Raw genomic sequence first — 24,751 nt, forward strand, 5'->3', positions numbered from 1 at the left:
GGGCGTTGGCTGCTCGACCACCTTCGGGAGCCAGGTCGAGGGTGAGGTCGCCGCGGCTGAGGTAGCCCAGGGCTTTGGCCCGGCGGACGTCGAGGGAGTCGGTGGAGCCGGCTGCGAGGAGTTGGTCGGCGATGGTGCGGATGGCGTGCTCGAGCTCTTCGGCATCGGCACGGTCGAGAAGGCCGGTGAGGTGGACGCCGTTGGCGGTGCCGATGGACCACGCGGTTGAGAGGTCGAGGGTGACGTGCAGCGTGGACTGGGTGTCGGCCTCTTCCATCTCGCATGCCTCGGGGTCGAACCGTGCGGCGGCTTCTGCGACGAGTCGTTTGACGGTGGTGAAGGAGGCGGTGTGGATGACGTGGGCGAGGTGGGCGTCGACGAACGCCGCAGCTTCTGCGGTCAGGGCGCGGGTGAGGTCGGTGACGCGGCGGACCCGCCAGACCTGGACCTGGCCGTCCAGCAGGCGCTGCCAGATCTTGGGGAGTCGGTAACGGGCTTCGACGGCGTCGGAGAGCAGCATCCGGCCCGAGTCGGTCGAGCGACCCAGGGCGGCGGCGAGCTCGATGACCGCGAACTCCGAAATCTCCGGTGCACCGGGGCCGGCGAGCTCGAGCATCGTGTCGGCACCGGGCATCCCGAACCGGGACAGCCAGGCGTTCTCTGCTTCGGTGTGGGCGTCGTCGTCGGGCAGCCCGAATGTGCCGTACAGGTCGGGGAGCAGCTGGCCGGTGGTGTGGCGCTCAGCCCACTCGGCGATCGCGATGAACCGGTCCCGGTCGGCCTGGTCAGCAGCCTGGTCGAGGTCGCGAATCTCGGTCAGCAGGTCACCGGTCGGCACAGGAGTGGAGTCCTGTGCCGAGTGATCCTGGTGCCCGAGTGCCATGACCAGATTCTACTGGAACACCAGTTCGAAAGGAACCCTGGATGCGGGCCCGGGGAAGAATCTGTGGAGGACGAGTCAAGCGCAACCCAAGCGAGCACCCCGGCGGACCGAAAGGGTCAAGCGAACCTCAACCAAGTACCGAAATCGAATGCCCACCGGAAGCACGCCTTCGATAAATGCAGGACCTGCTGCAGCGCGAACGCCCAGGCGCCCACCCACCCGGACCACCGAGTCGATGCAGACCGGAGGGCGTGCCGTGAAAGGGGTTCACGAGGAACCCTCCAGTCACCCCGTAGAGCAGGCTGCTTGTCGGCGTACGGGGCTTCGAGGCTCGTCGCTGGCGCTCCTCGCACCTCAACCGGCGGTGGAGGCCGTCGCTCGGCGCCTCCTCGACCGGCGGTGGGGGCGGGGTCTCGAGACGGCGCTGGCGCGCCTCCTCGACCGGCGGTGACGATCAGCAGGCGGAGGCCAGGTCGCCGGCCTGGTTGGCGGCGTAGCCCTCCGACAGCGAGCCGAGCGAGCCTCCGGTGACAGGGGCGCCGGCGTTCTTCTTCGACGTCTTGCCCTTGGACGGGGCGGCGGTGCCCTCGGCCTTCTCGATCGCGGCGGTGACCTTGCGGTGGACCAGGTCGATGTCGGGGTCGGCGGTGTTCACCATCGGCGGGACGATCGAGAGGGTCGAGATCTTCTGCGACTTCGCCTTCAGCGCGAGCTCGAGGAACGTGTCGACCTCGGAGGCGGGGACGTTGGTCGAGATCAGCTCCGAGGACGCCTGGGCGATGGCCTGGAAGTTGCGCAGGGCGACGCTGGGGCTGACCTGCTGGAGCATCGCGTTCATGACGCACTTCTGACGGGCCATGCGGGAGTAGTCGTCGGAGTCGTATCGCGCCCGGGCGTACCAGAGCGTCTCGAAGCCGGAGAGCTTGCGCGTGCCGGGGTCGATGTAGTGGAAGAAGTCGTCGTGGGGCAGGCCGACCGGGATCGCCTGCCGCACGTTGAGCGTGATGCCGCCGACGGCGTCGACGAGGTCCTTGAAGCCCTGGAGGTTGACCATCGCCCAGTAGTTGATCTGCAGGCCGGTGATGCCCTCGACCGCGGAGATGGTCGCGTCGACGCCCGGGTCCTCGCTGCCCTCGAAGAGCTCGGTGTTGTCCTGCGCCCAGGTGCTGACGCCGTTGAGGTAGTCGGCGTCGAAGCCGTCGGGGAACTGCTCGGCCATCACCGACCCCTCGGCGAAGGGGAAGTTCTGCATGTTGCGCGGCAGCGAGACGAGCACGGTGCGGCCGGTGTCCTCGTCGATGGAGGCGACGGTCAGGGAGTCCGGGCGCAGGCCCCAGCGTCCGGCGCCGGAGTCACCGCCGAGCAGCAGGACGTTGAAGCGGCCGTGGTGGGCGTCGGTGACCTGGCCGGAGCCGAACATGGTGAGCATCAGGTCGCGCTGGACGCCGACGACGTGCGCACCGAAGAGCAGCGCGCCGGCGACCGAGAGGCACAGCACACCGTTGACGCCGACGGCGGCTCGACGGTGGGCCAGGCCGAGGGTCAGCGGCTGACCCAGGCGCCAGGCGTCCATGAACAGGAACGCCCAGCCGACCGCGCCGACCAGGAGTGCCAGGCGCAGCAGCAGGAGGAACCACGGGGTCGAGCCGAGGGTGAGGGCGAGCCCGTGGTCGAAGGCCACCGCCACCGCTCCCACGACGACCAGCAGCCACATCCCCACCCAGGTCCGCAGCGCGACCAGGCCGACGCGACGGTTGCCCCCGGCCGCCAGCTGCGCCGAGCCGGGCACGACCAGGGTCATCACCATCAGCGAGAGGGCGCGACGGAACCGGATCCGCGCGGCACGCTCGGCGACCGAGGTGCGCGCTGCCTGGACGGGCGACCCGGGGGAAGGGGCGGGCATGCCCAGCAGTATCACCAGTCACAGGCGCCACACTCCTTAGGCGCGCCGACCCGCCTCGATCTCGGACTTGCGGGCCAGTCGGTGCGCGCGACGGATCTCCGCCTCGCGGTGCCGCCGCAGGTCGTCGGGCGTCTCCGGCACCAGGGGTGGGACCTCGCGCGAGCGGCCCTCCTCGTCGATGGCGACGAAGACGAAGTACGCCGACGCCACGTGCAGCCCGTCCGCGCTCGGGTCGTTCCAGGGCTGGGCCTCGACGCGCACCCCGATCTCCATCGAGGAGCGCCCGGCCCAGTTCACCTGGCCCAGCGTGCGCACGATGTCGCCGACGTGGACCGGGGCGAGGAAGACCATCTCGTCGAGGGCGGCGGTGACGGCCGGGCCGCCGCTGTGTCGCTGGGCCACCGCGCCGGCGGTCGAGTCGGCGAGCTTGACGATCTCCCCACCGTGCACGTTGCCGAGCAGGTTGGCCTGCGGCGAGTGCGTCATCACCGCCAGGGAGACCCGCGCGAAGGCCGGGGACCGCGGTTCGAGGGAGGCCACAGGCACGCACGGTAGCGTCCCCGCCATGACGGAGCGTCCCCCCACCGGCGGCGATGGCGAGAAGCCGCCCTACGACTGGCTGTACGGCAAGCAGGGCCGCCCCACCGACGGCGGCGCCGACGCCGACCCCGATGCCACCCGTCGCATCCCGGTGCAGCCGCGCGGGACCTCCGGCAGCCCGCGCCAGCAGCCCCCGCCACGGCAGCAGCCGGCACCCCAGCCGACCCCCCAGCCGGCCCCACCGCTCGCCCCGACTCCCCCGTCGGGCCCGTCGGGACGCGGACCACGCAGGCGACCGCGGTTCCGGCTCCGCTACGTGTTCCTGCTGCTGGTCCTGTGGCTGATCTTCCTCGTCTACACGCCCTTCCACGCCTGGACGAAGATCTCCGAGTCCGGTTTCGAGCCCAAGGGCGAGCGCCCCGCCGAGCAGCCGGGCACGACGTACCTCATGGTCGGCAGCGACTCCCGCGCCGGCCTGTCGCCCGAGGAGCGCAAGGAGCTCGGCACGGGCAACGCGTCCGGGCAGCGCACCGACACGATCATGATGCTGCACACCGGGTCCGGCCCGAACCTGCTGATGTCGATCCCGCGCGACTCGCTCGTCGAGGTGCCCGGCTACGGCACCAGCAAGATCAACGCCGCCTACGCGTTCGGCGGCCCCAAGCTGCTGACCGAGACCATCGAGCTCAACACCGGCATCCGCGTGGACCACTACGTCGAGATCGGGATCGGCGGGTTCGTCGACCTCGTCGACGCCGTCGGCGGCATCGAGATCTGCCCGAAGATGGCGATGAAGGACCCGCAGGCCAACCTGGACGTCAAGAAGGGCTGCCAGGAGGCCGACGGCAAGACCGCCCTCGGCTACGCCCGGTCCCGCAAGCTCTACACCGGGCTCGGTGACATCCAGCGTGCCCAGGCCCAGCGCGAGGTCGTCTCCGCCGTCGGCGCGGAGGTGCTCTCGCCGTGGTCGGTGCTCAACCCGCTGCGCTACTGGAACCTCAACATGGCCGCCACCCGCACCGTGGAGTTCGGCAAGGGCATGTCCCCGGTCCGGGCCGGCCTCTGGGCGATGGCGATGACGCAGGTCAACGGGGAGAACGGCCTGACGTGCGGGGTGCCGATCAGTGACCTGTCGGTGCGCTGGGACTCCGAGCGCGCGCCGCGGATGTTCCAGGCGATCATCGACGACGACACGGACCGCATCGGCAAGCAGCTGTGCTCTCCGTCAGGATTGGCCTCATGACGCAGACGCCCGAGAGGACCTACGAGACCCTCGACTGGCAGGTCGACGCCGACGGCGTCGCCACCTTGACCCTCACCCGTCCCGACGCGCTCAACGCCTTCGACCTGACGATGGCCCGCGAGCTCGAGCAGGTCTTCCGCACCGACGCCCGCGCCGACGACGTCCGCGCGGTGGTCGTCACCGGCTCCGGCCGCGCGTTCTGCGCCGGCATGGACCTCTCCGCCGAGGGCAACGTCTTCGGCCTCGACGAGTCGGTGCGCCCCACCCCCGAGGAGTTCCGGGCCGCCTACGACGAGCCGCCGTACGACGAGGGCGTCCGTGACACCGGCGGCAAGGTCACGCTCGCGATCCACGCCCTGCCCAAGCCGGTCATCGCCGCCATCAACGGCCCGGCCGTGGGCATCGGCGCGACCATGACCCTGGCGATGGACCTGCGCCTGGCCTCGACCAAGGCCCGCATCGGCTTCGTCTTCGGTCGGCTCGGGATCGTGCCCGAGGCCTGCTCGACGTGGTTCCTGCCCCGGTTGGTCGGTCCGCAGCGCGCCCTGGAGTGGATCTACTCCGCGGAGATCCTCACCGCCGAGCAGGCCCTCGAGGGCGGGCTGCTGCGCTCGGTGCACGAACCCGACGACCTGCTCCCGACCGCGCTGGAGCTGGCTCGCTCCTTCGTCAAGGACCGCTCGCCGATGGCGCTGGCCCTGGCCAAGCAGATGGTCTACCGCAACGGTGCCGCGGCGCACCCGTTGGAGGCGCACCTCTCGGACTCGCTGGCGATGTACTGGACGTCGATGGGCGACGGCAAGGAGGGCGTGGCCGCCTTCCTGGACAAGCGGGCCCCCGAGTTCACCCGCAAGGCGTCGCAGGCTCCGCGGATCTACCCGACCTGACGGGTCGCGCCGGCCTCGACCGGCTCCTCGAGCGCCTCGCGCAGGCGCGCGAGGATGCCGGCGAGGAGGCGCGACACCTGCTCCTGGGAGACCCCGACGGCGTCACCGATCTCGGACTGGGTGCGGTTGTCGAAGAACCGCATGCCCACGATCGTGCGCTCCCTCTCCCCCAACCCGACCAGGAGCGGGAGGACGGCCAACCGTGCCTCGGTGGAGGCGAACGCCGGGTCCACGTCGCCGAGCCGCGCCACCGGCGACTCCTCGGTGGTGGGACGGGGCGCGTCCAGCGAGACCGGCGCGTAGCAACCTTCCGCCGACAGCGCGTCGCGGACCAGCGGCACCGACAGCCCCAGGTGGGCGGCGATCTCAGCGACGTCGGGTTGTCGGCCCAGACGCTGCGACAGCTCGGCCTCGGCCGAGACGACCGCGGCCTGGGTCTCCTGCACCGAGCGCGGCGGACGGACCGTCCAGCCGGCGTCGCGGAAGTGTCGCCGCAGCTCCCCGCGCAGGGTCGGGACGGCGAAGCTGAGGAAGTCGTCGCCCAGCGTCGGGTCGAAGGCCCGGACGGCCTTCACGAGCCCGAGGCTCGCGACCTGGTCGAGGTCGTCGTCGGCGATGCCGCGACCGCGGTAGCTGCGGGCGATGTCACGCGCCACCGGCAGGTTGAGCGAGACGACCTCGTTCTCGTAGCGCGTGCGCGTGGCGCCCGACGAGGCGCGGGCACGCATCAGCAGCCGGGCGGTCTCGGAGCGCCGCCTGGCTTCGCCCACTCGCGCGGTGAGCGCCTCCCGGTCGTCCCCCACACCACGATGGTGGCACGGTCGGGACGGCCGGGAGGGCGATTCCCGCGACTGCGGGTGCGACGGTGGGTCAGCCGGCGGCGCGCGCCGCGCCCTGCTCCGAGGAGGCACCGCTGGTGGAGAGCTCACCGCTCTTGTCCTCCAGGTGCGCGCGGATGAACCAGTGGAACAGCTCGAGCTTGTCGGTCTGACCGATGAACATGTCCTCGGTGACGGGGTCGAGCTCGCCGAGCTCCGCGATCGCCTCGCGGTAGCTGGTGATCACGCCCTGGTAGACGACGTCGAGGGCACCGAGGTGCTCCTGGGTGGTCGCACGCCCGATGGAGTACTCGTCCCACGAGCGGTTCTCGACGATCGCGGCGGGGGTGCCGACCGGCGAGCCACCGAGGGTCGCGATCCGCTCGGCGAGGTCGTCGGCGAAGCCGCGGACCTCCTCCACCTGCGGATCGAGCATCTCGTGGACGGCGATGAAGTGCGGGCCGACGACGTTCCAGTGCACGTGCTTGAGCGTCAGGTGCAGGTCGTTGGCGGCGTACAGGCGGTCCTGGAGCAGCTCGACGACGCGCACGGCGTCCTTCTCGTCCAGACCGGGGGTCGTGTACTTCAGGTTGATAGCCATGTCCTCGAAGTTACCCACGGCCACGGGGGGTCATACCACCCTTCCGGGGAGGGGGCCGGTGCCGCCCGGGGGGACGGTTGGGGACGCGGCACCGGCCTCCCCGAGTTGGCGGAGGACCGCAACACATCGGGTCCGTACCCGGCCACCACCGCCCGATGCGCGGGCAGGGCGGTGGTCCAGACCGAAGGCCCTCAGCGGCCCCCGCTGGGTCCCCGCACGAGTCGCTCGGTGCCGCGCGCGGCGAGCGCGACCAGGCCCTCCAGCGGCCCGCGGCGACCGAGCAGCGCCACGACCGCACCGGCGACCACGACCACGCCGACCTGGACCACGGTCCCCTGGCGCCCCTCCGCCGGCGGGAGGAGGTCCGAGGTCATCAGGACGTGCAGGGTGTAGAGCGTCAGCGTCATGGCCCCGGCGCCGGTGAGGACGGTGACGAGGTGACGGGCGGGTCCGTCGAGGGCACGCAGCGCCCACACGAGCAGTGCTACCACCGCGAGGGCGGCACCACCGGTGCGGAGCAGGTCGAAGGTGGTGCTGGAGTGCGGGGCCGAGACCAGCAGCCACTGCCACGCGCCGTCGACCGGGGTCTGACCGTAGAGGCCGGTGTCGATGAGGCGGTGCAGGCGCTCGAGCGCCTCCTCGTCGTCACGACCGACCAGCAGCCACAGGTCCCGGTCGAGCCGGCGGACCGTGCCCTCGCGCGCCAGCAACCGGTCCGAGACCAGCTCGGCCGCTGCGGCGACCAGGGCCGCCGCCACGGCGACCAGGCCGAGGACCCGCCCCGGCACCCGACGCAGGTCCAGCCGGCCCAGCGCCATCCCGGCCAGCAGGTAGGCGCTCCACACCAGCACGGGGTAGTAGCCGGTGAACAGCACCTCGGAGGCCAGTCGGCCCGGCTCCTCGAGCCCCTCGATCGAGGGGCTGTCGTAGCCGCGCGGCGGCAGCCCGGGACGCACCCACCACAGCAGCACGGGCGTGACCAGGGTCGCGAGGAGGCAGAGCACCGCCAGCAGCCGGGCGCTGCACCCGACGAGCAGCACGCCGATGGCCAGCAGCACGGCGTAGTTGACCAGGATCACCGCCACGCCGGAGTCGACCCCACCGAGGACCAGGCCCAGGAGCCCCACGCCCAGGGCCCGCACCAGGAGGCCGGCGCTGCGGGCCACGCGCGCCTCACCGCGCAGCGGTCGGGGGCCGCCGGTCATCAGGGACAGGCTGACCCCCGCCAGCAGCGCGAAGAGTGCGGAGGCGCGTCCGGAGAGCACCTCGGCCACCCACGTGGGGTCACCGGAGTCACTGCGGGTGGCCAGCAGGTGGGTGGCCATCATCCCCAGCAGGGCCAGGAACCGGGCCGCGTCGAGGCCGACCAGCCGCCCCTGCGCCCGCGCGCCCGTCGTGCCCACCGGGAGGGACGTCCGGGCTAGAAGCCGAGCCGGCGCTCGGGCTGGGCCTCACGCCGCACGACCTCGCCCTTGGCGTGGGCGCTGTCGCGCAGCGAGGCCTGGAAGGCGACCATCCGCTCGCGCAGCCCGGGGTCGGAGGCGGCCAGGATCCGGACGGCCAGCAGGCCGGCGTTGCGGGCGTTGCCGACCGCGACCGTGGCGACCGGGACGCCGGCGGGCATCTGGACGATCGAGAGCAGCGAGTCCATGCCGTCGAGGTACTTCAGCGAGACCGGCACCCCGATGACCGGCAGCGGCGTGACGGCGGCGAGCATGCCCGGCAGGTGGGCTGCTCCCCCGGCGCCGGCGATGATGACCGACAGTCCCCGCTCGGCGGCCTGCTCGCCGTAGGCCAGCATCTCGTGGGGCATCCGGTGCGCCGAGACGACGTCGGCCTCGATCTCCACGTCGAACTCCCGGCACGCCTCGGCCGCGGCCTGCATGACCGGCCAGTCCGAGTCGGACCCCATGACGATGCCGACCCGGGCGCCGCTCCCCGTGCCGGTGACCTGCTCGCTCATCTCACTCGCTCTCGTTGCCGAGGTCACCGCGGAACCAGGCCGCGGCGTGCCGCGCCCGCTCCAGGCAGTCCTCGAGGTCGTCGCCGTAGGCGTTGACGTGGCCGACCTTGCGGCCCGGACGCATCTGCTTGCCGTAGAGGTGGACCCGCAGGTGAGGATCGCGGGCCAGGGCGTGCGGGTAGCCGTCGTAGAGCCGCCCCACCTCGGGGTCGGGCCCGCCGAGGATGTTGACCATGACCGTCCATCGCTCGCGCGGGGCGGGCGAGCCCAGCGGCAGGTCCATGACGGCGCGCAGGTGGTTCTCGAACTGGGAGGTGACCGCACCGTCCTGCGTCCAGTGGCCGGTGTTGTGCGGGCGCATCGCCAACTCGTTGACCAGGATGCGCCCGTCGGTGGTCTCGAAGAGCTCGACGGCCAGGATGCCGGTCACGCCCAGCTCGCCGGCCAGGCGCAGGGCGATCTCCTGCGCGCGGCCCGCGAGCTCCTCGGAGAGGTCGGGCGCCGGTGCGACGACCTCGTGGCAGATCCCGTCGAGCTGGGTGGAGGCGACGACGGGGTACGCCGCGGCCTGGCCGCTCGGCGAGCGCGCGACGAGTGCGGAGAGCTCGCGCCGGAAGTCGACGAGCTCCTCGGCGAGCACCTGGACACACGCCGCCTCGGCCGCCGAGAAGGCCTCCGCGCAGTCGGCCGCCTCGCGCACGACCCACACGCCCTTGCCGTCGTAGCCGCCGCGGGTGGTCTTCAGGACGCAGGGGAACCCGAAGGCGACCACCTCGTCGACGTCTGCCACGACGGCGTTGCGCGGGCAGGGCACGTCCAGCTCGGCCAGGCGGCGGCGCATCACGGCCTTGTCCTGGGCGTGGACGAGCGCGTCGGGGCCGGGACGGACGGCCACGCCGTCGGCCTCCAGGGCGTGCAGGTGCTCGGTCGGCACGTGCTCGTGGTCGAAGGTCACGACCGGACAGCCGTCGGTGACCCGACGCAGCGTCGGCAGGTCGCGGTAGTCGCCGACGAGCTGGTCGACGACGACCTGGGCGGCGGAGACGCCCTCGGCCTCGGCGAGCAGGCGCAACGGCAGGCCGAGCGCGATGGCCGGCTGGGCCATCATCCGGGCGAGCTGACCGCCCCCGATGACGGCGAGGGTGGGCGCGTGGGACTCAGGCACCGGGTCAGCCTAGGGCCGCTCCCGTGGTGGTGGCGTCGCGGGGTCAGGCGGCCGGCGAGGACTTCTCGAAGCGCAGGCCCTTGCCACGGATCGTGGTGATCAGGTGCGGGTGGCGCGAGTCGTCGCCCAGCTTGCGTCGGACCCAGCCGAGGTGGACGTCGATGGTCTTCGAGGAGGTCCAGAACGACGTGTGCCACACGTCGCGCATCAGCTCCTCGCGGGTGACGATGTCCCCGGCGCGGCTGATGAGGGCGTGAACGAGGTCGAACTCCTTGCGGGAGAGCGTGATCTCCTCTCCTGCGCGCCAGGCGCGGCGGGTGGTGGGATCGATGCTGATTTCCTGGACCTTGATCACCCGCACATCGTAAAAAGCAAAATGATTCCCCGGTAGGGGTTTGGCCCGACATGACAGTGACCTCTTCCTGCCAAGAGTCGGCCCCTAGGCCGCCTCCGTGGCCCTCCGCGGGCAGCATCGGGCCAGGTGGGACGGGGATCAGGGCCCGTCGGCCGCGTGGGGATGTCGGGATTGACGCGATCGCATGACTCGACTTGACAGACTCATCTGTCAGTTCCGTCCCCATCCCCCCGGGCGGTCCAGACCTCCGGTCGTCCGAGGCGTCAGTGCCGACGTACGGCGACGGGCTCGACGATCCCGAAGCCGCGGACCGGCCGCGCGGCCATCCGCCGGGTCTCGAACTGGTCGGCCGGCAGCCGTGCCGCGGTGCCGGAGTCGATGATGATGCGGTTGCGGCGCGCGACGTTGGTCAGCCGCGCGGCCATGTTGACCGGCGGGCCGAAGACGTCCCCGAGCCGCATGACGACCGAGCCGCTGGCCAGGCCGACGCGCACGTCCGGCATCCGCGGGTCGCGACCGATGACCTGGATGATCCCCTCGGCGGTGTCGTAGGCGCGGACGGTGTCGTCGTTCACGAAGAGCACCGAGTCGCCGATGCTCTTGATCACCCGCCCCCGCTGGCTGGCAACGACGTCGGCACAGCGCATCTCGAAGAGCTCGACGAGGTCGCCGATGCGGTCCTCGGTGAGGGTGTTGGACAGGGCGGTGAACCCGACGATGTCGGCGAAGCCCACGGTGAGGTCGGTGACGTGCAGGTCCTCGTCGTCCTGGTCGGCCAGGGCCTCGATCCGGCCCGCCGCCGCGGCGAGGTGACGGCGCCAGGCGTAGATCAGCAGCTCCTCGAAGGGCCGCGAGAACTGCTCGACCAGCGCCACGGCCGTGTCGATGCGTGTGCGTCCGGAGCCCTCCGCCGTCATCTCCTCGACCCGCTGGGTCAGCGAGGAGATCTCCCAGTCGGCCAGGCGCGCCATCGTCTGGCCCAGCGCCCGGGTGAGGTTGACGGCCAGGTCCATGTCGAGCAGGCCGGCCTCCATGACCCCGGCGAGCAGTCGCATCGCATCGGCGTCGGCGGCCAGGAACGCGGGGGTGTCGTCGGGGTACTCCGGGAACCCCAGCGCCCGCCAGAGCCGGCGCGCCTGCTCGCCGGTGACGCCGGCGGCGTCGGCGAGCTCCGGGGCGGTCAGCTCGGGCAGCCCACCCAGGATCGCCTGCTCGAGGTCGCCGGGCTGGGGGCCGGTCACGGGGCCGGTCACGGGGCCGGTCACGGGGCCGCTCGTGGGAGCACCCCCCGAGCCGGGCTCGGGGTCAGGCGCCCTCGTCATGACGACCACCCCGGGAGTGCAGAGCGTGCAGCAGGTCGTTGAGCCGGGCCTGGGCCTCGCGCACCCGCGGGATGTCGGGGAGCGCGACCGCGCCGTCCGGGCTCGCGTCACCGATCACGAGGGTGCCGCACCCCAGGAGACGGTCGCTGAGGTGCCGCTCGACCTGCACGTCGCTGATGCGGGACAGGGGGATGTCGTGGCCGCGGCGGGTCAGCACGCCGGTCCGCGTGATGATGCGGCGGTCGGTGATCGTGTAGTGCCCCACCAGCCAGGTCAGCAGCGGCCACACGAACAGCCACAGCACTCCCAGCGCGACCGCGCCCCAGACGATCCACGCCAGCAGCCGCTGGTCGCCGTCGACGCGGGTCTCCACGAACGTCCCCACCGCGAGCAGCAGCACGAGCGCGAGGACCGGCAGCAGCAGCGCCTTGGGGTGGGTGCGCGTGGAGACGACGACCCGCTCCCCCTCGCTCAGCAGCGTGCGTGAGATGGCCACGTCCCGATCATGTCACCTCCGGCCGTCGGCGCGCCCTCAGGCGGGTCGGACGTGGACGACGTCGCCCGCTCCCACGGGCACCTCGGGCCCGGCGGCCGGGGCCACGACCAGGCGGCCGTGCTCGTCGATCGAGGTGGCCCGCCCGACCAGTCGGCTGCCGTCAGGGAGGGAGACCTCGACGTCGCGCCCGACGGTGCCGCAGACCCGGGTGTAGGACTCGCGCAGCCGTGCGACGGATCCGTCCTCGACGCCGGCCTGCCAGGCGCCGTAGGACTCCAGCAGGGTGTCGACCAGCGAGGCGAGCAGGACGGTGCGGTCGGGCACGGGGTGCCCGAGGCCCTCGGACTCGACCAGCAGGGAGGTCGCCGTGGGCACCGGGAGCTCCTCCGCGGCCACCAGCACGTTGAGGCCGATGCCCACCACGGCAGCCGGGCCCTCGGGGGTCTCGACGCGCTCCACGAGGATCCCGGCCACCTTGCGGTCACCGATGAGGACGTCGTTGGGCCACTTGAGGACGGCGCCGAAGCCCGCACCGGCCAGGGCCTTGGCCACGGCGTACCCCGTCAGCAGCGGCAACCACGGCCAGGTGGCCGACGGGACCTCGGGGCGCAGGAGCGTGGAGAAGGTGAGGGCGCTGCCCGCGGGGGTCTCCCACGTGCGGTCCAGGCGCCCGCGGCCGGCGGTCTGGTGCTCGGTGGCCACCACCAGGCCCTCGGGCGCCCCCTCGCGGGCCCGCTCGGCCAGGACGGCGTTGGTCGACGGCGTGTGCGGGAGCACCTCCACGCCCAGGGACGCGAGGCGGCCGGGGTCGAGGGGGTTGTCGACAGGTGGGCGCTGGTCCGAGGCGTCGGTCACGGGCACTAGATTGGCGTACGACGCACCGACGGACCAGAGGAGAGTCGCACCTGTGAGCGCAGCGCCGGACCAGAGCCCCGAGGCCGAGGGCCTCGACATCCACACCACGGCCGGCAAGCTGGCCGACCTGGACCGTCGCCTCGACGAGGCCGTGCACGCCGGGTCGGCCAAGGCCGTCGAGAAGCAGCACGCCAAGGGCCGCAAGACCGCCCGCGAGCGCATCGAGATGCTCTTCGACGAGGGCTCCTTCGTCGAGCTCGACGAGCTGGCCCGCCACCGCTCGACCGCCTTCGGCCTGGAGAAGACCCGCCCCTACGGCGACGGCGTCGTGACCGGCTACGGCACCATCGACGGCCGCCAGGTCTGCGTGTTCTCCCAGGACTTCACCGTCTTCGGCGGCTCGCTGGGCGAGGTCTACGGCGAGAAGATCGTCAAGGTCATGGACCTGGCCATCAAGACCGGCTGCCCGATCATCGGCATCAACGAGGGCGCCGGCGCCCGCATCCAGGAGGGTGTGGTCTCCCTCGGTCTCTACGGCGAGATCTTCCGCCGCAACGTGCACGCCTCGGGCGTGATCCCGCAGATCTCTATGATCATGGGCAACTGCGCCGGCGGGCACGTCTACTCCCCCGCCGTCACCGACTTCACCGTGATGGTCGACCAGACCTCGGCGATGTTCATCACCGGCCCCGACGTCATCAAGACCGTCACCGGCGAGGACGTCTCCATGGAGGAGCTCGGCGGCGCGCGGACCCACAACACCCGCTCCGGCAACGCGCACTACATGGGGTCCGACGAGGAGGACGCCATCGAGTACGTCAAGGCGCTGCTGTCCTACCTGCCCCAGAACAACCTCGACGAGCTCCCGACCTTCCCCGAGGACCCGGTCATGGAGATCACCGACGAGGACCGGGCGCTGGACACGATCATCCCCGACGGGGCCAACCAGCCCTACGACATGCACGACGTCATCGGCTCGATCGTCGACGACGGCGAGTTCCTCGAGGTCCAGGAGCTCTTCGCGCCCAACCTGATCATCGGCTACGGCCGGGTCGAGGGCTCGCCGGTCGGTGTCGTGGCCAACCAGCCGATGCAGTTCGCCGGGACCCTCGACATCGACGCCTCGGAGAAGGCCGCGCGCTTCGTGCGGTTCTGCGACGCCTTCAACATCCCGGTCCTGACCCTCGTCGACGTGCCCGGCTTCCTGCCCGGCACCGACCAGGAGTGGAACGGCATCATCCGACGCGGCGCCAAGCTGATCTACGCCTACTCCGAGGCCACCGTCCCGCTGGTCACCGTCATCACCCGCAAGGCCTACGGCGGCGCCTACGACGTGATGGGCTCCAAGCACCTCGGCGCCGACATCAACGTCGCCTGGCCCACCGCCCAGATCGCGGTCATGGGCGCGCAGGGCGCGGCCAACATCGTGCACCGCAAGACCCTGGCGGCGATCGAGGCCGAAGGCGGGGACGTCGAGGCCAAGCGGGCCGAGCTGATCGACGAGTACGAGACCACCCTGGCCAACCCCTACATCGCGGCCGAGCGCGGTTACATCGACGCCGTCATCCAGCCCCACGAGACCCGCGTCGAGGTCATCCGCGCGCTGCGCCTGCTGAAGACCAAGCGCGCGAGCCTGCCGGCCAAGAAGCACGGGAACATCCCGCTGTGAGCGAGGACCAGAAGCCGCTGCTGCGGGTGGTCAACCCCGACGCGACGCCGGAGGAGGTCGCCGCCGTCGTGGCGGTGCTCTCCGCCCTCGGCGGCGGTGCTCCCGCGCCGGCGCCGCCGCGCTCGCAGTGGGCCTCGCCGCACCGCCAGGTCCGGCGCACCCTGCCGCACGGGGCAGGTGCGTGGCGCGCAAGTGGCCTCCCTCACTGAGAGGTTCCACTAGCATTCGTCCACAGGAAGTCCTGAGGAGATCTTGAGCCTCCACAGGGCGCGGTCTTGAGGTCGACTCCCCAGACTCGTGGTGAGGCGCCGACAGGGCGCCAGCCATGGGAGAGACGAATGAGCGACGACACCCGGCTCGACAGCCGGCCGCAGACGTGGGCGCCCCCCGCGCCCTCCTCGGCCGTGCCCGACTACGTGCGCCGGTCCGACCCAGGGATGGAGGCCTACGCCGACGACTTCATGGACGGCCTGGACTCCATCCCGACCTACCGTCCCACCGTCGGCTGCATCATCCCCGCCTACAACGAGGCCGAGACGATCGCCGGCGTGCTGGACTCGCTGCTCCAGCAGACCCGGCTGCCCGACGTCATCCACCTGATCGTCAACAACACCTCCGACGAGTCGGTCGAGATCGCCAGCCACTACGCCGGTCCGCACACGCGGATGACCCCCAGCGGCGAGCAGCACACGACGATCTACGTCCACGACATCGGCAAGAACCCCGACAAGAAGGTCGGGGCGCTCAACTACGGCTACTCCCTGGTCGAGCACATGGACTACCTGCTCGGCGTCGACGGCGACACCACGCCCGAGCCGGACGCGATCCAGCACCTGGTCGACGAGATCGCCAGCGACGACCGGATCGGCGGCATCTCCGCGATCTACTCCATCGACGACAGCGCGCTGAACAGCTGGATGGAGAAGTTCCTGATCGCCGGGCAGCGCGCCCAGTTCTCGGCGTTCAACATGCAGAACCTCCTCAAGGGCCGCAACATGGCGGTGCTCGGCGGGCAGTTCTCCATCTTCTCCACGCAGGCGCTGCGCGACGTGATGCGCGACAGCCACCAGCGCACCCCCTGGGTGAGCGACTCCGAGGTCGAGGACTCGCTGCTGTCGCTGCAGATCAAGTCCGCGGGCTACCTCACCAAGATCTCCGCCCGGGCCCGCGCCCACGTGGGCGGCATGAACACCCTGCGCTCCCTGGACGCCCAGCAGGTGAAGTGGAACTTCGGCGCCATCGACCTGATGTGGCCCGGCCAGCGCGGCGACACCCGCGGGCAACCGTTCCACCCGAACCTGCGGCTGCGCTGGTTCGAGCACCTCTCGATGGTGCAGAACATGACCACCCGGTTCCTGTTCATGGTGCTGCTGGCGTGGTCGCTGCTCTTCGACGCCTTCGTGTTCAGCCCGCTGTGGCTGATCCCACCGCTGGCCGCGGTGTGGCTGAACTTCCGGGTGGCGCACTCGATGGAGTTCCGCAACAAGCGCGACTACCTCTTCGTGCTGCTGATCTTCCCGGCCGAGCTCTACATGTTCACGCGGATGGGGCACTTCGTCCGCGCGTGGTGGAAGTTCTTCACCAACCAGCAGTCCGACAACTGGGCCGCGCAGGCCAAGGCCGAGCGCGGCAAGGGTTCGGCCTGGATGTACCCCTTCGCCATCGCCGGCGCGATCTACGCCGTCCTGGTGGCCGGCTGGGAGTTCGGGCCGTGGAGCGTCGACCTCAAGTCCGACGTCCTCTACGTGGGGTGGCGCGTGCTCGGGGTGCTCACGATCCTGCAGACTGCCTGGATGATCATCAAGGCCAGCAAGCGCTACAAGGGGTACAAGGCATGAGTCACCGCTCCGCGCGCGGCCGGTCGGCCGCGCGGACCGTCGCGCTCGCCCTCGCGGCCTCGCTCACGCTGAACGGCTGCGGGCTGCTCGACAACGGCGGCAGCGAGCCCACGCCCGCGGAGACCGAGCCGGCGCTCGAGCGGGTCTACGACTCCCAGTTCACCCGCGACGGCACCTTCCAGAGCCACATCTCGGTCGACGGGGCCGAGGACATCGACTTCGTCTACACGCTCTACCCGACCAAGTCCACGCCGCGCACCAACGAGTGGTACCCCCGCGGCAAGAAGTTCTTCTCCTTCACCTTCCAGGCCTACGACCTCGCCCAGGACCTGCGCGACCCCTTCCGCACCAAGCGCAAGGTCTACCTGTCGAAGATCAAGGTCACCTCGCGGACCATCACGAGCGGGGGCGGCAAGACCCAGCGCCCCTACCAGCTCAACGCGGTCGCCAAGAACATCACCTTCGACCCCGAGCCTCTCTCGACGAAGTACGGCATGCTCATCACCTCGCCCAAGGGCGCCTTCGAGCTGCGCAACCAGGCCATCAAGCCGACCTCGCTCGACACCCGGGGCATCGACCTGATGTTCACCGCCACCGTGTGGATCCAGACCGAGGCCGGTGGCTCGGAGTACATCCAGCGCGAGGTCGAGCAGACGGTCCCGATCGCGATCTTCGAGTCCGAGGAGAAGACCGAGGTCGCCGAGATCCCGGTGAACGCCAACTGACCCGTCAGGGTCGGCGCGGCAGGGTCAGAGCGACTCGGCCAGCCGATAGCCCACGCCGCGCACGGTCTCGATGAACCTGGGGTTCGTGGAGTCGTCGCCGATCTTGCGGCGCAGGTTGGCCACGTGCACCTCGACCGAGCGCTTGTCGGCCTCGTTGACGAAGTACGACGTGACGTACTGCTGACCGCGCATCGTCAGGACCAGGTCGGCCTTCGAGCGCACCCGGCGGCCGGTGCTGAGCAGTGAGGCCAGCAGGTCGAACTCCGTGCGGGTCAGGTCGACCGACCCGCCGTCGACGGTCACGATCCGCGTCTCGTTGTTGAGCGCCAGGCCGTTGAACCGGATCCACGCGCCGTCGGGCGCGGGACCTCCGGGCCCGGCGGCCACGGGCGGCACCGGTTGACCGGGCACGGCCTGGAGGTAGGTCTGCTGGGCCGGCTGCTGCACGGGCGCCGGCTGCTGCTGGACCGTTACCGGCTGCTGCTGGACGGGCGGCGGCTGGACCGGCGGCTGCTGCTGGACGGGCGGCTGGTAGGCCGGCGGCGCCGGCTCGGCCGGCCGGGCGGCGTGGGCGCCACCGCGCGGGGCGTCGTCGGCGAACTCCCGCGCCGCCTTGGTGGCCCAGGACTCCTCCTCCGGGGGCGCGGGCGAGGCGGCAGCGGCGCCGCCGACGTCCGAGCGTCCGCGGGGACGTCGCAGCATCGAGTCCGCACGGGCACGCAGCTCGCGCGGGCGGAAGGGCTTGACGAGGTAGTCGTCGGCGCCGGCCTCGAAGCCGGTCACGACGTCGATCTCGTCACCGAGGGCGGTGATGAAGATCAGGTAGGTGTTGCTGAACTCGCGCAGCCGCTTGGCGACGGCGAAGCCGTCCATGCCGGGCATGTTGACGTCGAGCGTGGTGATCAGCGGGTTGTGCCGGCGGACGGCGTCGACCCCCTCGAGGCCGTCCTCGGCCAGGACGGTGCGGAAGCCGGACTGGCTCAGCACGAGGTCGATGAGGTCCCTGACGTCGGGGTCGTCCTCGATGATGACGGCGGTCCAGTCGGCACCTTCCATGCGCGGGAGCCTATAGCAGGCATAGGATCACCATCCGGCGGCACGGGCAAGTTCGACCGCCATGTCGAGGTAGACCTCCCCCGCGGGCGGCCCCTGGTTGCAGGTCCCGTCGGACTCGGCGGGCGGTTTGACCCACAGGTAGGCGTCCAGGCCGGTGCCGTCGGCGACGTACCCCGGCAGCTTGCCCAGGGCCCGACCGTCGGGGTTGCACCAGACCTCGGTGGCGCCGTTGCCGTTGCGACCCCGATCGGTGATCCAGTGGGTGCCACCCAGCGCCGCGCTGAGCCGCTCGGCGAAGACGAGCTCGTCGGCGTCGGTCTGGTAGTTGGAGACGTTGGTGCTGAAGCCGCGCACCCGGTCGATACCGACGTCGCGAAGCATCTGGGCCATCGGCCGCACCGCGACCCAGTCGGAGTGGCCGGCGTCGACGTACGTCGTGACCCCCGCGGTCGCCAGGACGTCGACGGCCTCCCCCAGCAGGCGCACCCGCTGGTCGACCACATCGCACTCCGGAGCCGAGGCCAGCGCGTCGGGTTCCACCACCACCGCGGCCGTCGCATCGGCGGCCGCGAGGGCGTCGGCCACCTCCTGGACCCACGGACGGTAGGACTCCTCCTCCATCCCGCCGGCGGAGAACCCGCCGGAGCAGTCGCGACCCGGGATGCCGTAGAGCACGAACAGCGGCACCTCGTCCCGCTCCTCGGTGGTGGCGACCAGGTCGGCGACGTACTCCCCGACGGTGCCGCGGGGGAACTGCTCGGGGGTGAGCCAGATCCCCGACGGCACCGCCGCCATCCGCATGAGCAGGTCGGCGTCGTCGGCCCGCCCGTCGGCGCGCAGCTGGTCGGCCGCCCGGCGCGTCCGGTTGAGGGGGTCGACGTACTGGGCGCGCTCGGCGAAGACGTTGCGGGCCTGGGGATCAGCCTCCTCGAAGGGGCCCCACTCCTGCCCGCGGGCGAGGAGCACCCCGACGACGACCAGCGCCACCGCGACCCCTGCTGCCAGGAGGACCTTCACGATCCCGTGCTCCCCACGACCCACGAGCGCCATGCTCCCATCATGCCGCTGCCTCATGCCGCTGCCGGGAGGCCGGTACGGTCCGTGCCGTGCCGACCTTCGTGCTCGCCTCCGCCTCGCCCGCCCGCCTCGCCACGCTGCGCAGCGCCGGCCTCGACCCGGTCGTCGTCGTGTCCGGCGTCGACGAGTCCGTGCTGGACGGGTTGCCGCCCGCCGAGCTGGCCGTCGGGCTGGCCGAGCTCAAGTGCCGCGCCGTCCTGGAGCGGGACGAGGTGCCCGAAGGCGCCCTGGTCCTGGGGTGCGACTCGGTGCTCGAGCTGGACGGTCAGGCCCTGGGCAAGCCCGGCTCCCCCGAGGAGGCGACCCGGCGCTGGACCGCGATGCGCGGGCGCAGCGGGGTGCTGCGCACCGGTCACTGCCTGCGCGACACCGCCAGCGGAGCGGAGCGGTCGGTCACCGCGTCCACCACCGTCCACTTCGCCAGCCCCAGCGACGAGGAGGTCGCGGCGTACGTCGACCGCGGCGAGCCGCTGCACGTCGCCGGCGCCTTCACCGTCGACGGGCTCGGTGGCGCCTTCGTGCGTGGCATCGAGGGGGACCACCACAACGTCGTGGGCGTCAGTCTCCCGGTGCTGCGGGAGATGGTCGGGGAGCTCGGTCACCGGTGGACCGATCTCTGGGCTCCGCGCGCTTGAACACCCACATCCGGAACAGCGCGAAGCGGGTCAGGAAGCCCAGGAAGAGCCCCACCACGTTGGCCGCGACGTTGTCCGCGACCGCGGAATCGAGCATCAGCACGTTGCGGCTGCCCCACAGGCAGATCACCGGGATGACCAGGCTGGCGGTGCTGATCGCGAAGAACAACGGCGCCCCGCCGAGGAAGCCGGTGGCCTCACGGTGGCGGAAGGCCCAGACCCGGCTGAGCTGGTAGGTCAGCAGCATCGAGATGCTGTTGGCGATCAGGAACGCAGTGACCGGGTAGCCGTTGAGCCACGCACCGGCACCGCCCGGCTCCCAGTGCACGAGCCAGTTGAACAGCCCTGCGGCGACCAGGGACGCCACCGTCCCGATCACCGCGGAGCGGCTGAACTCGCGACGGATGCTCACCGGGCCATCCTGGCCCAGGGCTCACTCGACCGGCAGACCCAGTCCACGAGCGATCAGCATCCGCTGGACCTCCGAGGTGCCCTCGCCGACCTCGAGCACCTTGGCGTCCCGGTAGAAGCGGGCGACGGGGTACTCCTCCATGAAGCCGTAGCCGCCGAAGACCTGGGTGGCGATGCGGGTGGCGGTCACCGCCGACTCGGTGGAGTAGAGCTTGGCGACCGCGGCCGCCTGCTTGAACTCCTGGTACGGCGCACCCGCGTCCTTCAGCGCCGCGGCCCGGTAGGTCAGCATCCGCGACGCGTGGAGCATGACCTCGAGGTCGGCGATCTGGAACGCCACGCCCTGCTTGCGACCGATCGGGCCCCCGAAGGTCTGGCGCTCACCGGCGTACTCGACGGCCATGTCCAGGCAGGCCTGGATGCAGCCGACCGACAGCGCCGAGATGGCGACCCGGCCGTCGTCGAGGGTCGCGAGGAACTGCGCGTAGCCGCGGCCCTGCTGCCCGAGCAGGTGGTCGGCGGGGACGTGGCAGTCCTCGAAGGAGAGCGGGTGGGTGTCGGAGGCGTGCCAGCCGAGCTTGTCGTAGGCCTTCTCCGCGGTGAACCCGGGCGTGCCGGAGGGGACCATGATCGCGGAGATCTCGGGCCGGCCGTCCTCCCGCGTGCCGGTGCGCGCGGTGACCGTGACCAGCGAGGTGATCGAGGAGCCGGAGTTGGTGATGAACTGCTTGGCCCCGTTGACGACCCACTCGCCGTTGACGAGCTCGGCCTTGGTGCGGGTGGCACCGGCGTCGGAGCCGGCACCGGGCTCGGTGAGGCCGAACCCGGCCAGCTGCTCACCGGCCACGAGCGCGGGCAGCCACTGCTCCTTCTGGGCGTCGGTGCCGTAGGTCAGGATCGGGTTGATCCCCAGGCCGACGCCGGCCTGCAGGGTGATGCCCATCGACTGGTCGACGCGGCCGATCTCCTCGATCGCCACGCACAGGCTGGTGAAGTCGCCGTCCTCGCCCGCGCCGCCGAACTCCTCGGGCGCGGTGAGGCCGAACAGCCCGAGGGCGCCCATCTTCTGCACCACGTCCACCGGGAAGTGGTGCTCGCGGTCCCACTGGGCGGCGTGCGGCGCGATCTCGGCCTGCGCGAACTCACGGACGCTGCGTCGGAACTCCTCGTGCTCCCGGGAGAGCTCGAACGGGGTGCCGGTGGGGTGGGTGCCAGTCATGGCGGCGAGACTACCGCCGTTGGTTAGCGGTTGTTAACCACCAGGGGCGGGGTGCTGATGACGATCGGCTCGCCGAGCAGCCCCACCGTCACGGTGATCGAGCCGGTCTCGGTGTCCACGGCCACGTCAAGCGGCGGCGTCTGCGGCTCCGGCTCGGGCTCCGGCTCGGGCTCGGGCTGGGTCAGGAGGGCGAAGGCGGTCACCGCGGTGGCCGCGAGGCCGACGCCGATGCCGATCCGGCGTCGGTCGACCGGCTCAGCGGGGCGCTCGACGCCCGGCACCCAGCTGCGGCGCGGGCGGGCCCTGAGCCAGGAGGCGCCCTCGGCCCCGAGGGCCATGCCGGCCACCCGCGGGCGCAGCGACCCGTGCAGGGCCAGGATTTCCTCGACAGCGGGGGCGCAGTCGGAGCAGGCGGCGGCGTGGGCGCGCAGGGTGCGCTCCCGTGCGGCGTCGACGACGAGGTCCTCGGTGCGGTGGGCGGCCACCAGGGCGCACCCCGAGGCGGCCAGGTCGCGGGCGGCGGTCTCGGTGGTCCCGAGCCGGGAGGCCAGCGCGCTCAGCGGCTCGGCACCCGCGGCGCCGTGCACGAGCGCGGTGCGGCGCTCGGGGCTGAGCGTCTCGAAGGCCGGCTCCCAGTCGTCGCGGGGCGCAGGGACGACCGGGCCGGCCACCACGCCGGCCGCACCGCTCGCGCCCGCGGTCGACGGGCCGTCGAGCTGCAGCAGCCCGTCACGCAGCCGGGCGTCGAGCTCGAGGAGCTCTCCGACAGCGCGGGCGCAGGCGGGGCAGGTGTCGGCGTGGACGGCCAGGGCCTTGCGCTCGGGACGGGTCAGGCGCTCACCGGCGCTGTCGACCAGGCGCAGCACCAGCGAGCCGCACTCCTCGTCGTAGCCCGTGCCGATGCCGAGGACGACCTCGCGGCGGAACGCCAGCACCGTGGAGGCGACCAGCGCCTCGGTGTCCTCCACCGTCCGGCCGAGCCGCTCGGCGAGCTCGGCCACCGGCTCGCGGTCCACGACGCGCGCCCACAGGGCGGTACGACGCTGGGGGCTGAGGGCGGTCCAGGCGGCAGCCCACGGGTGGGTGGGGGTCGTCTCGCTCACACCCGGTTCAACGCGCGCACGCGTGCACGGTGATGGTGACCTGGTTCACGTCCAGACCAGTGGCGGCGAGTCGCCGCCGGGCGTCGGTGTCCGAACGTCGTACCTGTCCCGATCGGGTGCTCGGCGGGCGATACCCTGCGTCGCGGGCCACCCACGGCCCGCCCTCAGCCACCCCGCACCACGCCAGGCAGGAGTCCACGTGCCGGAGATCAAGCCACTGCAGAAGGTCCTCATCGCGAACCGAGGCGAGATCGCGGTCCGGGTCATCCGGGCCTGCAAGGACGCCGGCATCGGCAGCGTCGCGGTGTACGCCGAGCCCGACCGCGACGCCATCTTCGTGCGGATGGCCGACGAGGCCCACAGCCTGGGTGGCGCCACGCCGGCCGAGTCCTACCTCGACATCGAGAAGATCATCGCCGTGGCGCAGAAGTCCGGTGCGGACTCCGTGCACCCCGGCTACGGCTTCCTCGCCGAGAACGCCGACTTCGCCCAGGCCGTCATGGACGCCGGGCTCATCTGGATCGGTCCCCCGCCGGCCGCCATCGAGGCGCTGGGCGACAAGGCCAAGGCCAAGCACATCGCCGACCGCGCCAACGCCCCGCTCGCCCCGGGCACCAAGGACCCGGTCGCCGACGCCGACGAGGTCGTGGAGTTCGCCAAGGCCAACGGCCTGCCGGTCGCCATCAAGGCCGTCTTCGGCGGCGGTGGTCGCGGCCTCAAGGTCGCCCGCACCCTCGAGGAGATCCCCGACGCCTACGAGTCCGCGGTCCGCGAGGCCGTGACCGCGTTCGGCCGCGGCGAGTGCCTGGTCGAGAAGTTCCTCGACAAGCCGCGCCACGTCGAGACCCAGTGCCTGGCCGACCAGCACGGTAACGTCGTCGTGGTCTCCACCCGCGACTGCTCGCTGCAGCGCCGCAACCAGAAGCTGGTCGAGGAGGCGCCCGCGCCGTTCCTGACCGAGGAGCAGGTCACCGAGCTCTACGAGTCCTCCAAGCGCATCCTGAAGGAGGCCGGCTACTACGGCGCCGGCACCTGCGAGTTCCTCGTCGCCCAGGACGGCACGATCTCCTTCCTCGAGGTCAACACCCGCCTCCAGGTGGAGCACTGCGTCTCCGAGGAGGTCACCGGCATCGACCTGGTGCGCGAGATGTTCCGCGTCGCCGCCGGCGAGGAGCTCGGCTACGACGACCCGGAGATCCGTGGCCACTCCATCGAGTTCCGCATCAACGCCGAGGACGGCGGCCGCAACTTCATGCCGGCGCCCGGCACCCTCTCGGCGTGGACCCCGCCGCAGGGCCCCGGCGTCCGCGTCGACGGCGGCTACGAGAACGGCCAGACCGTCCCCGGCTCCTTCGACTCCCTCATCGCCAAGCTGATCGTCACCGGCAACAGCCGTACCCAGGCGATCGAGCGGTCGCGCCGCGCGCTCTCGGAGTTCGAGGTCGACGGCATGCCGACGGTCATCCCCTTCCACAGGGCGGTGCTCGAGGACCCGGCGTACGTCGGTGCCTCCAACCCCTCCGGCGAGGGCTCCTTCGACGTCTACACGCAGTGGATCGAGACCGAGTTCGACAACCAGATCCAGCCCTACTCCGGTGACGCCGCCGAGGCCGAGGAGGCCGGCGAGCGCCAGACCGTGGTGGTCGAGGTCGGCGGCAAGCGCCTCGAGGTCGTCATCCCCGCCGGGCTCGGCGGTCTGGCGGCCGGTCCGGCCGCCGGTGCCAAGAAGCCCAAGCGTGCCGCGGGCAAGAAGGCCGGCGCCGCCGCCTCCGGTGACGCCGTCACCTCGCCGATGCAGGGCACCGTGGTCAAGGTCGTCGCCGAGGAGGGCGCCACCGTCGCCGAGGGCGACACCGTGGTGGTCATCGAGGCCATGAAGATGGAGCAGCCCCTCAAGGCGCACAAGGCCGGCACCGTGACCGGCCTGACCGCCGAGGTCGGCGCCACCGTCACCAACGGCCAGGTCATCTGCGAGCTCAAGGACTGA

General features: G+C 71.7%; 25 protein-coding genes. 8 read left to right on the forward strand and 17 right to left on the reverse strand.

Annotation, left to right across the window (positions count from 1 at the left end; translation table 11 throughout):
- From A6R01_RS13000 to A6R01_RS13010, 3 genes are all read right to left on the reverse strand, one after another.
- Positions 1 to 883 (reverse strand): DUF222 domain-containing protein (locus A6R01_RS13000; RefSeq protein ID WP_292606528.1); only part of this gene is annotated, 883 nt, incomplete at its 3' end.
- A gap of 454 nt (positions 884 to 1,337) precedes the next feature.
- Positions 1,338 to 2,786, reverse strand: coding sequence for an LCP family protein (locus A6R01_RS13005; protein ID WP_292606530.1), 1,449 nt, complete (start codon positions 2,784 to 2,786; stop codon positions 1,338 to 1,340).
- 36 nt (positions 2,787 to 2,822) lie between these two features.
- A complete protein-coding gene (locus A6R01_RS13010; protein ID WP_292606532.1) occupies positions 2,823 to 3,326 on the reverse strand; it encodes an acyl-CoA thioesterase in 504 nt (167 codons plus the stop codon).
- 25 nt (positions 3,327 to 3,351) lie between these two features.
- On the opposite strand from A6R01_RS13010, the gene A6R01_RS13015 reads away from it, so the two are divergent.
- Entirely contained in the window at positions 3,352 to 4,569 is a 1,218-nt protein-coding gene (locus tag A6R01_RS13015) for an LCP family protein (RefSeq protein ID WP_292606534.1), read from the forward strand.
- Positions 4,566 to 5,456: a crotonase/enoyl-CoA hydratase family protein gene (locus A6R01_RS13020; RefSeq protein ID WP_292606536.1), complete on the forward strand. Its 891-nt coding sequence runs from the start codon at positions 4,566 to 4,568 to the stop codon at positions 5,454 to 5,456. Before A6R01_RS13015 ends, A6R01_RS13020 begins: the two co-directional genes overlap by 4 nt.
- On the opposite strand, the gene A6R01_RS13025 is transcribed toward A6R01_RS13020, so the two are convergent.
- From A6R01_RS13025 to A6R01_RS13065, 9 genes are all read right to left on the reverse strand, one after another.
- Complete coding sequence (locus A6R01_RS13025; RefSeq protein ID WP_292606538.1) at positions 5,444 to 6,259, reverse strand: sigma-70 family RNA polymerase sigma factor; 816 nt, start codon at positions 6,257 to 6,259, stop codon at positions 5,444 to 5,446. The two genes, A6R01_RS13020 and A6R01_RS13025, sit on opposite strands and share 13 nt — an antisense overlap.
- 67 nt (positions 6,260 to 6,326) lie before the next feature.
- Positions 6,327 to 6,875, reverse strand: a complete 549-nt coding sequence (gene dps / locus A6R01_RS13030) for a DNA starvation/stationary phase protection protein Dps (RefSeq protein WP_292606540.1) — start codon at positions 6,873 to 6,875, stop codon at positions 6,327 to 6,329.
- 191 nt (positions 6,876 to 7,066) lie between these two features.
- Positions 7,067 to 8,278, reverse strand: coding sequence for a heparan-alpha-glucosaminide N-acetyltransferase domain-containing protein (locus tag A6R01_RS13035; RefSeq protein ID WP_292606542.1), 1,212 nt, complete (start codon positions 8,276 to 8,278; stop codon positions 7,067 to 7,069).
- Between the two features lie 17 nt (positions 8,279 to 8,295).
- Entirely contained in the window at positions 8,296 to 8,838 is a 543-nt protein-coding gene (purE, locus tag A6R01_RS13040; RefSeq protein WP_292606544.1) for a 5-(carboxyamino)imidazole ribonucleotide mutase, read from the reverse strand.
- A 1-nt stretch (position 8,839) separates the two neighbouring features.
- Positions 8,840 to 10,003, reverse strand: coding sequence for a 5-(carboxyamino)imidazole ribonucleotide synthase (locus A6R01_RS13045; RefSeq protein WP_292606546.1), 1,164 nt, complete (start codon positions 10,001 to 10,003; stop codon positions 8,840 to 8,842).
- Between the two features lie 43 nt (positions 10,004 to 10,046).
- Complete coding sequence (locus A6R01_RS13050) at positions 10,047 to 10,358, reverse strand: winged helix-turn-helix domain-containing protein (RefSeq protein ID WP_292606548.1); 312 nt, start codon at positions 10,356 to 10,358, stop codon at positions 10,047 to 10,049.
- A gap of 263 nt (positions 10,359 to 10,621) precedes the next feature.
- Positions 10,622 to 11,623: an adenylate/guanylate cyclase domain-containing protein gene (locus tag A6R01_RS13055; RefSeq protein ID WP_292606550.1), complete on the reverse strand. Its 1,002-nt coding sequence runs from the start codon at positions 11,621 to 11,623 to the stop codon at positions 10,622 to 10,624.
- 40 nt (positions 11,624 to 11,663) lie between these two features.
- Positions 11,664 to 12,176 (reverse strand): PH domain-containing protein, encoded by a 513-nt coding sequence (locus tag A6R01_RS13060; protein ID WP_292606552.1) that lies wholly within the window; start codon positions 12,174 to 12,176, stop codon positions 11,664 to 11,666.
- A 36-nt stretch (positions 12,177 to 12,212) separates the two neighbouring features.
- On the reverse strand, positions 12,213 to 13,031 hold the full coding sequence (locus tag A6R01_RS13065; RefSeq protein WP_292606554.1) for a biotin--[acetyl-CoA-carboxylase] ligase: 819 nt from the start codon (positions 13,029 to 13,031) through the stop codon (positions 12,213 to 12,215).
- A gap of 52 nt (positions 13,032 to 13,083) precedes the next feature.
- On the opposite strand from A6R01_RS13065, the gene A6R01_RS13070 reads away from it, so the two are divergent.
- From A6R01_RS13070 to A6R01_RS13085, 4 genes are all read left to right on the forward strand, one after another.
- On the forward strand, positions 13,084 to 14,700 hold the full coding sequence (locus tag A6R01_RS13070) for an acyl-CoA carboxylase subunit beta (RefSeq protein WP_292606556.1): 1,617 nt from the start codon (positions 13,084 to 13,086) through the stop codon (positions 14,698 to 14,700).
- Positions 14,697 to 14,909: an acyl-CoA carboxylase epsilon subunit gene (locus A6R01_RS13075; RefSeq protein ID WP_292606558.1), complete on the forward strand. Its 213-nt coding sequence runs from the start codon at positions 14,697 to 14,699 to the stop codon at positions 14,907 to 14,909. The genes A6R01_RS13070 and A6R01_RS13075 overlap by 4 nt, the downstream gene beginning before the upstream one ends.
- Positions 14,910 to 15,038: 129 nt before the next feature.
- Entirely contained in the window at positions 15,039 to 16,538 is a 1,500-nt protein-coding gene (locus A6R01_RS13080) for a glycosyltransferase (protein WP_292606560.1), read from the forward strand.
- Positions 16,535 to 17,263 carry a hypothetical protein gene (locus A6R01_RS13085; protein WP_292606562.1) on the forward strand — a complete coding sequence of 243 codons (729 nt, stop codon included), beginning with the start codon at positions 16,535 to 16,537 and terminating at the stop codon, positions 17,261 to 17,263. The genes A6R01_RS13080 and A6R01_RS13085 overlap by 4 nt, the downstream gene beginning before the upstream one ends.
- A 24-nt stretch (positions 17,264 to 17,287) precedes the next feature.
- Here the strand turns inward: A6R01_RS13085 and A6R01_RS13090 are convergent, their stop codons facing one another.
- The gene (locus A6R01_RS13090; RefSeq protein ID WP_292606564.1) at positions 17,288 to 18,319 is read right to left on the reverse strand and encodes a response regulator transcription factor; all 1,032 of its coding nucleotides are present in this window, start codon (positions 18,317 to 18,319) and stop codon (positions 17,288 to 17,290) included.
- A 27-nt stretch (positions 18,320 to 18,346) separates the two neighbouring features.
- The gene (locus A6R01_RS13095) at positions 18,347 to 19,369 is read right to left on the reverse strand and encodes a glycoside hydrolase family 6 protein (protein ID WP_292606566.1); all 1,023 of its coding nucleotides are present in this window, start codon (positions 19,367 to 19,369) and stop codon (positions 18,347 to 18,349) included.
- A 56-nt stretch (positions 19,370 to 19,425) separates the two neighbouring features.
- On the opposite strand from A6R01_RS13095, the gene A6R01_RS13100 reads away from it, so the two are divergent.
- The gene (locus A6R01_RS13100; RefSeq protein WP_292606568.1) at positions 19,426 to 20,031 is read left to right on the forward strand and encodes a nucleoside triphosphate pyrophosphatase; all 606 of its coding nucleotides are present in this window, start codon (positions 19,426 to 19,428) and stop codon (positions 20,029 to 20,031) included.
- Here the strand turns inward: A6R01_RS13100 and A6R01_RS13105 are convergent.
- The 3 genes from A6R01_RS13105 to A6R01_RS13115 are packed head-to-tail and all read right to left on the reverse strand — an operon-like array spanning position 19,955 to position 22,764.
- A complete protein-coding gene (locus tag A6R01_RS13105) occupies positions 19,955 to 20,443 on the reverse strand; it encodes a GtrA family protein (protein ID WP_292606570.1) in 489 nt (162 codons plus the stop codon). The genes A6R01_RS13100 and A6R01_RS13105 overlap by 77 nt on opposite strands.
- Before the next feature lie 21 nt (positions 20,444 to 20,464).
- A complete protein-coding gene (locus A6R01_RS13110; protein ID WP_292606572.1) occupies positions 20,465 to 21,661 on the reverse strand; it encodes an acyl-CoA dehydrogenase family protein in 1,197 nt (398 codons plus the stop codon).
- A gap of 23 nt (positions 21,662 to 21,684) precedes the next feature.
- The gene (locus A6R01_RS13115; RefSeq protein ID WP_292606574.1) at positions 21,685 to 22,764 is read right to left on the reverse strand and encodes a hypothetical protein; all 1,080 of its coding nucleotides are present in this window, start codon (positions 22,762 to 22,764) and stop codon (positions 21,685 to 21,687) included.
- Between the two features lie 199 nt (positions 22,765 to 22,963).
- Between A6R01_RS13115 and A6R01_RS13120 the strand changes: the two genes are divergently transcribed.
- Complete coding sequence (locus A6R01_RS13120) at positions 22,964 to 24,751, forward strand: biotin carboxylase N-terminal domain-containing protein (protein WP_292606575.1); 1,788 nt, start codon at positions 22,964 to 22,966, stop codon at positions 24,749 to 24,751.

The sequence above is a fragment of the Nocardioides sp. REDSEA-S30_B4 genome (assembly GCF_001627265.1).
Lineage (GTDB): Bacteria > Actinomycetota > Actinomycetes > Propionibacteriales > Nocardioidaceae > Nocardioides.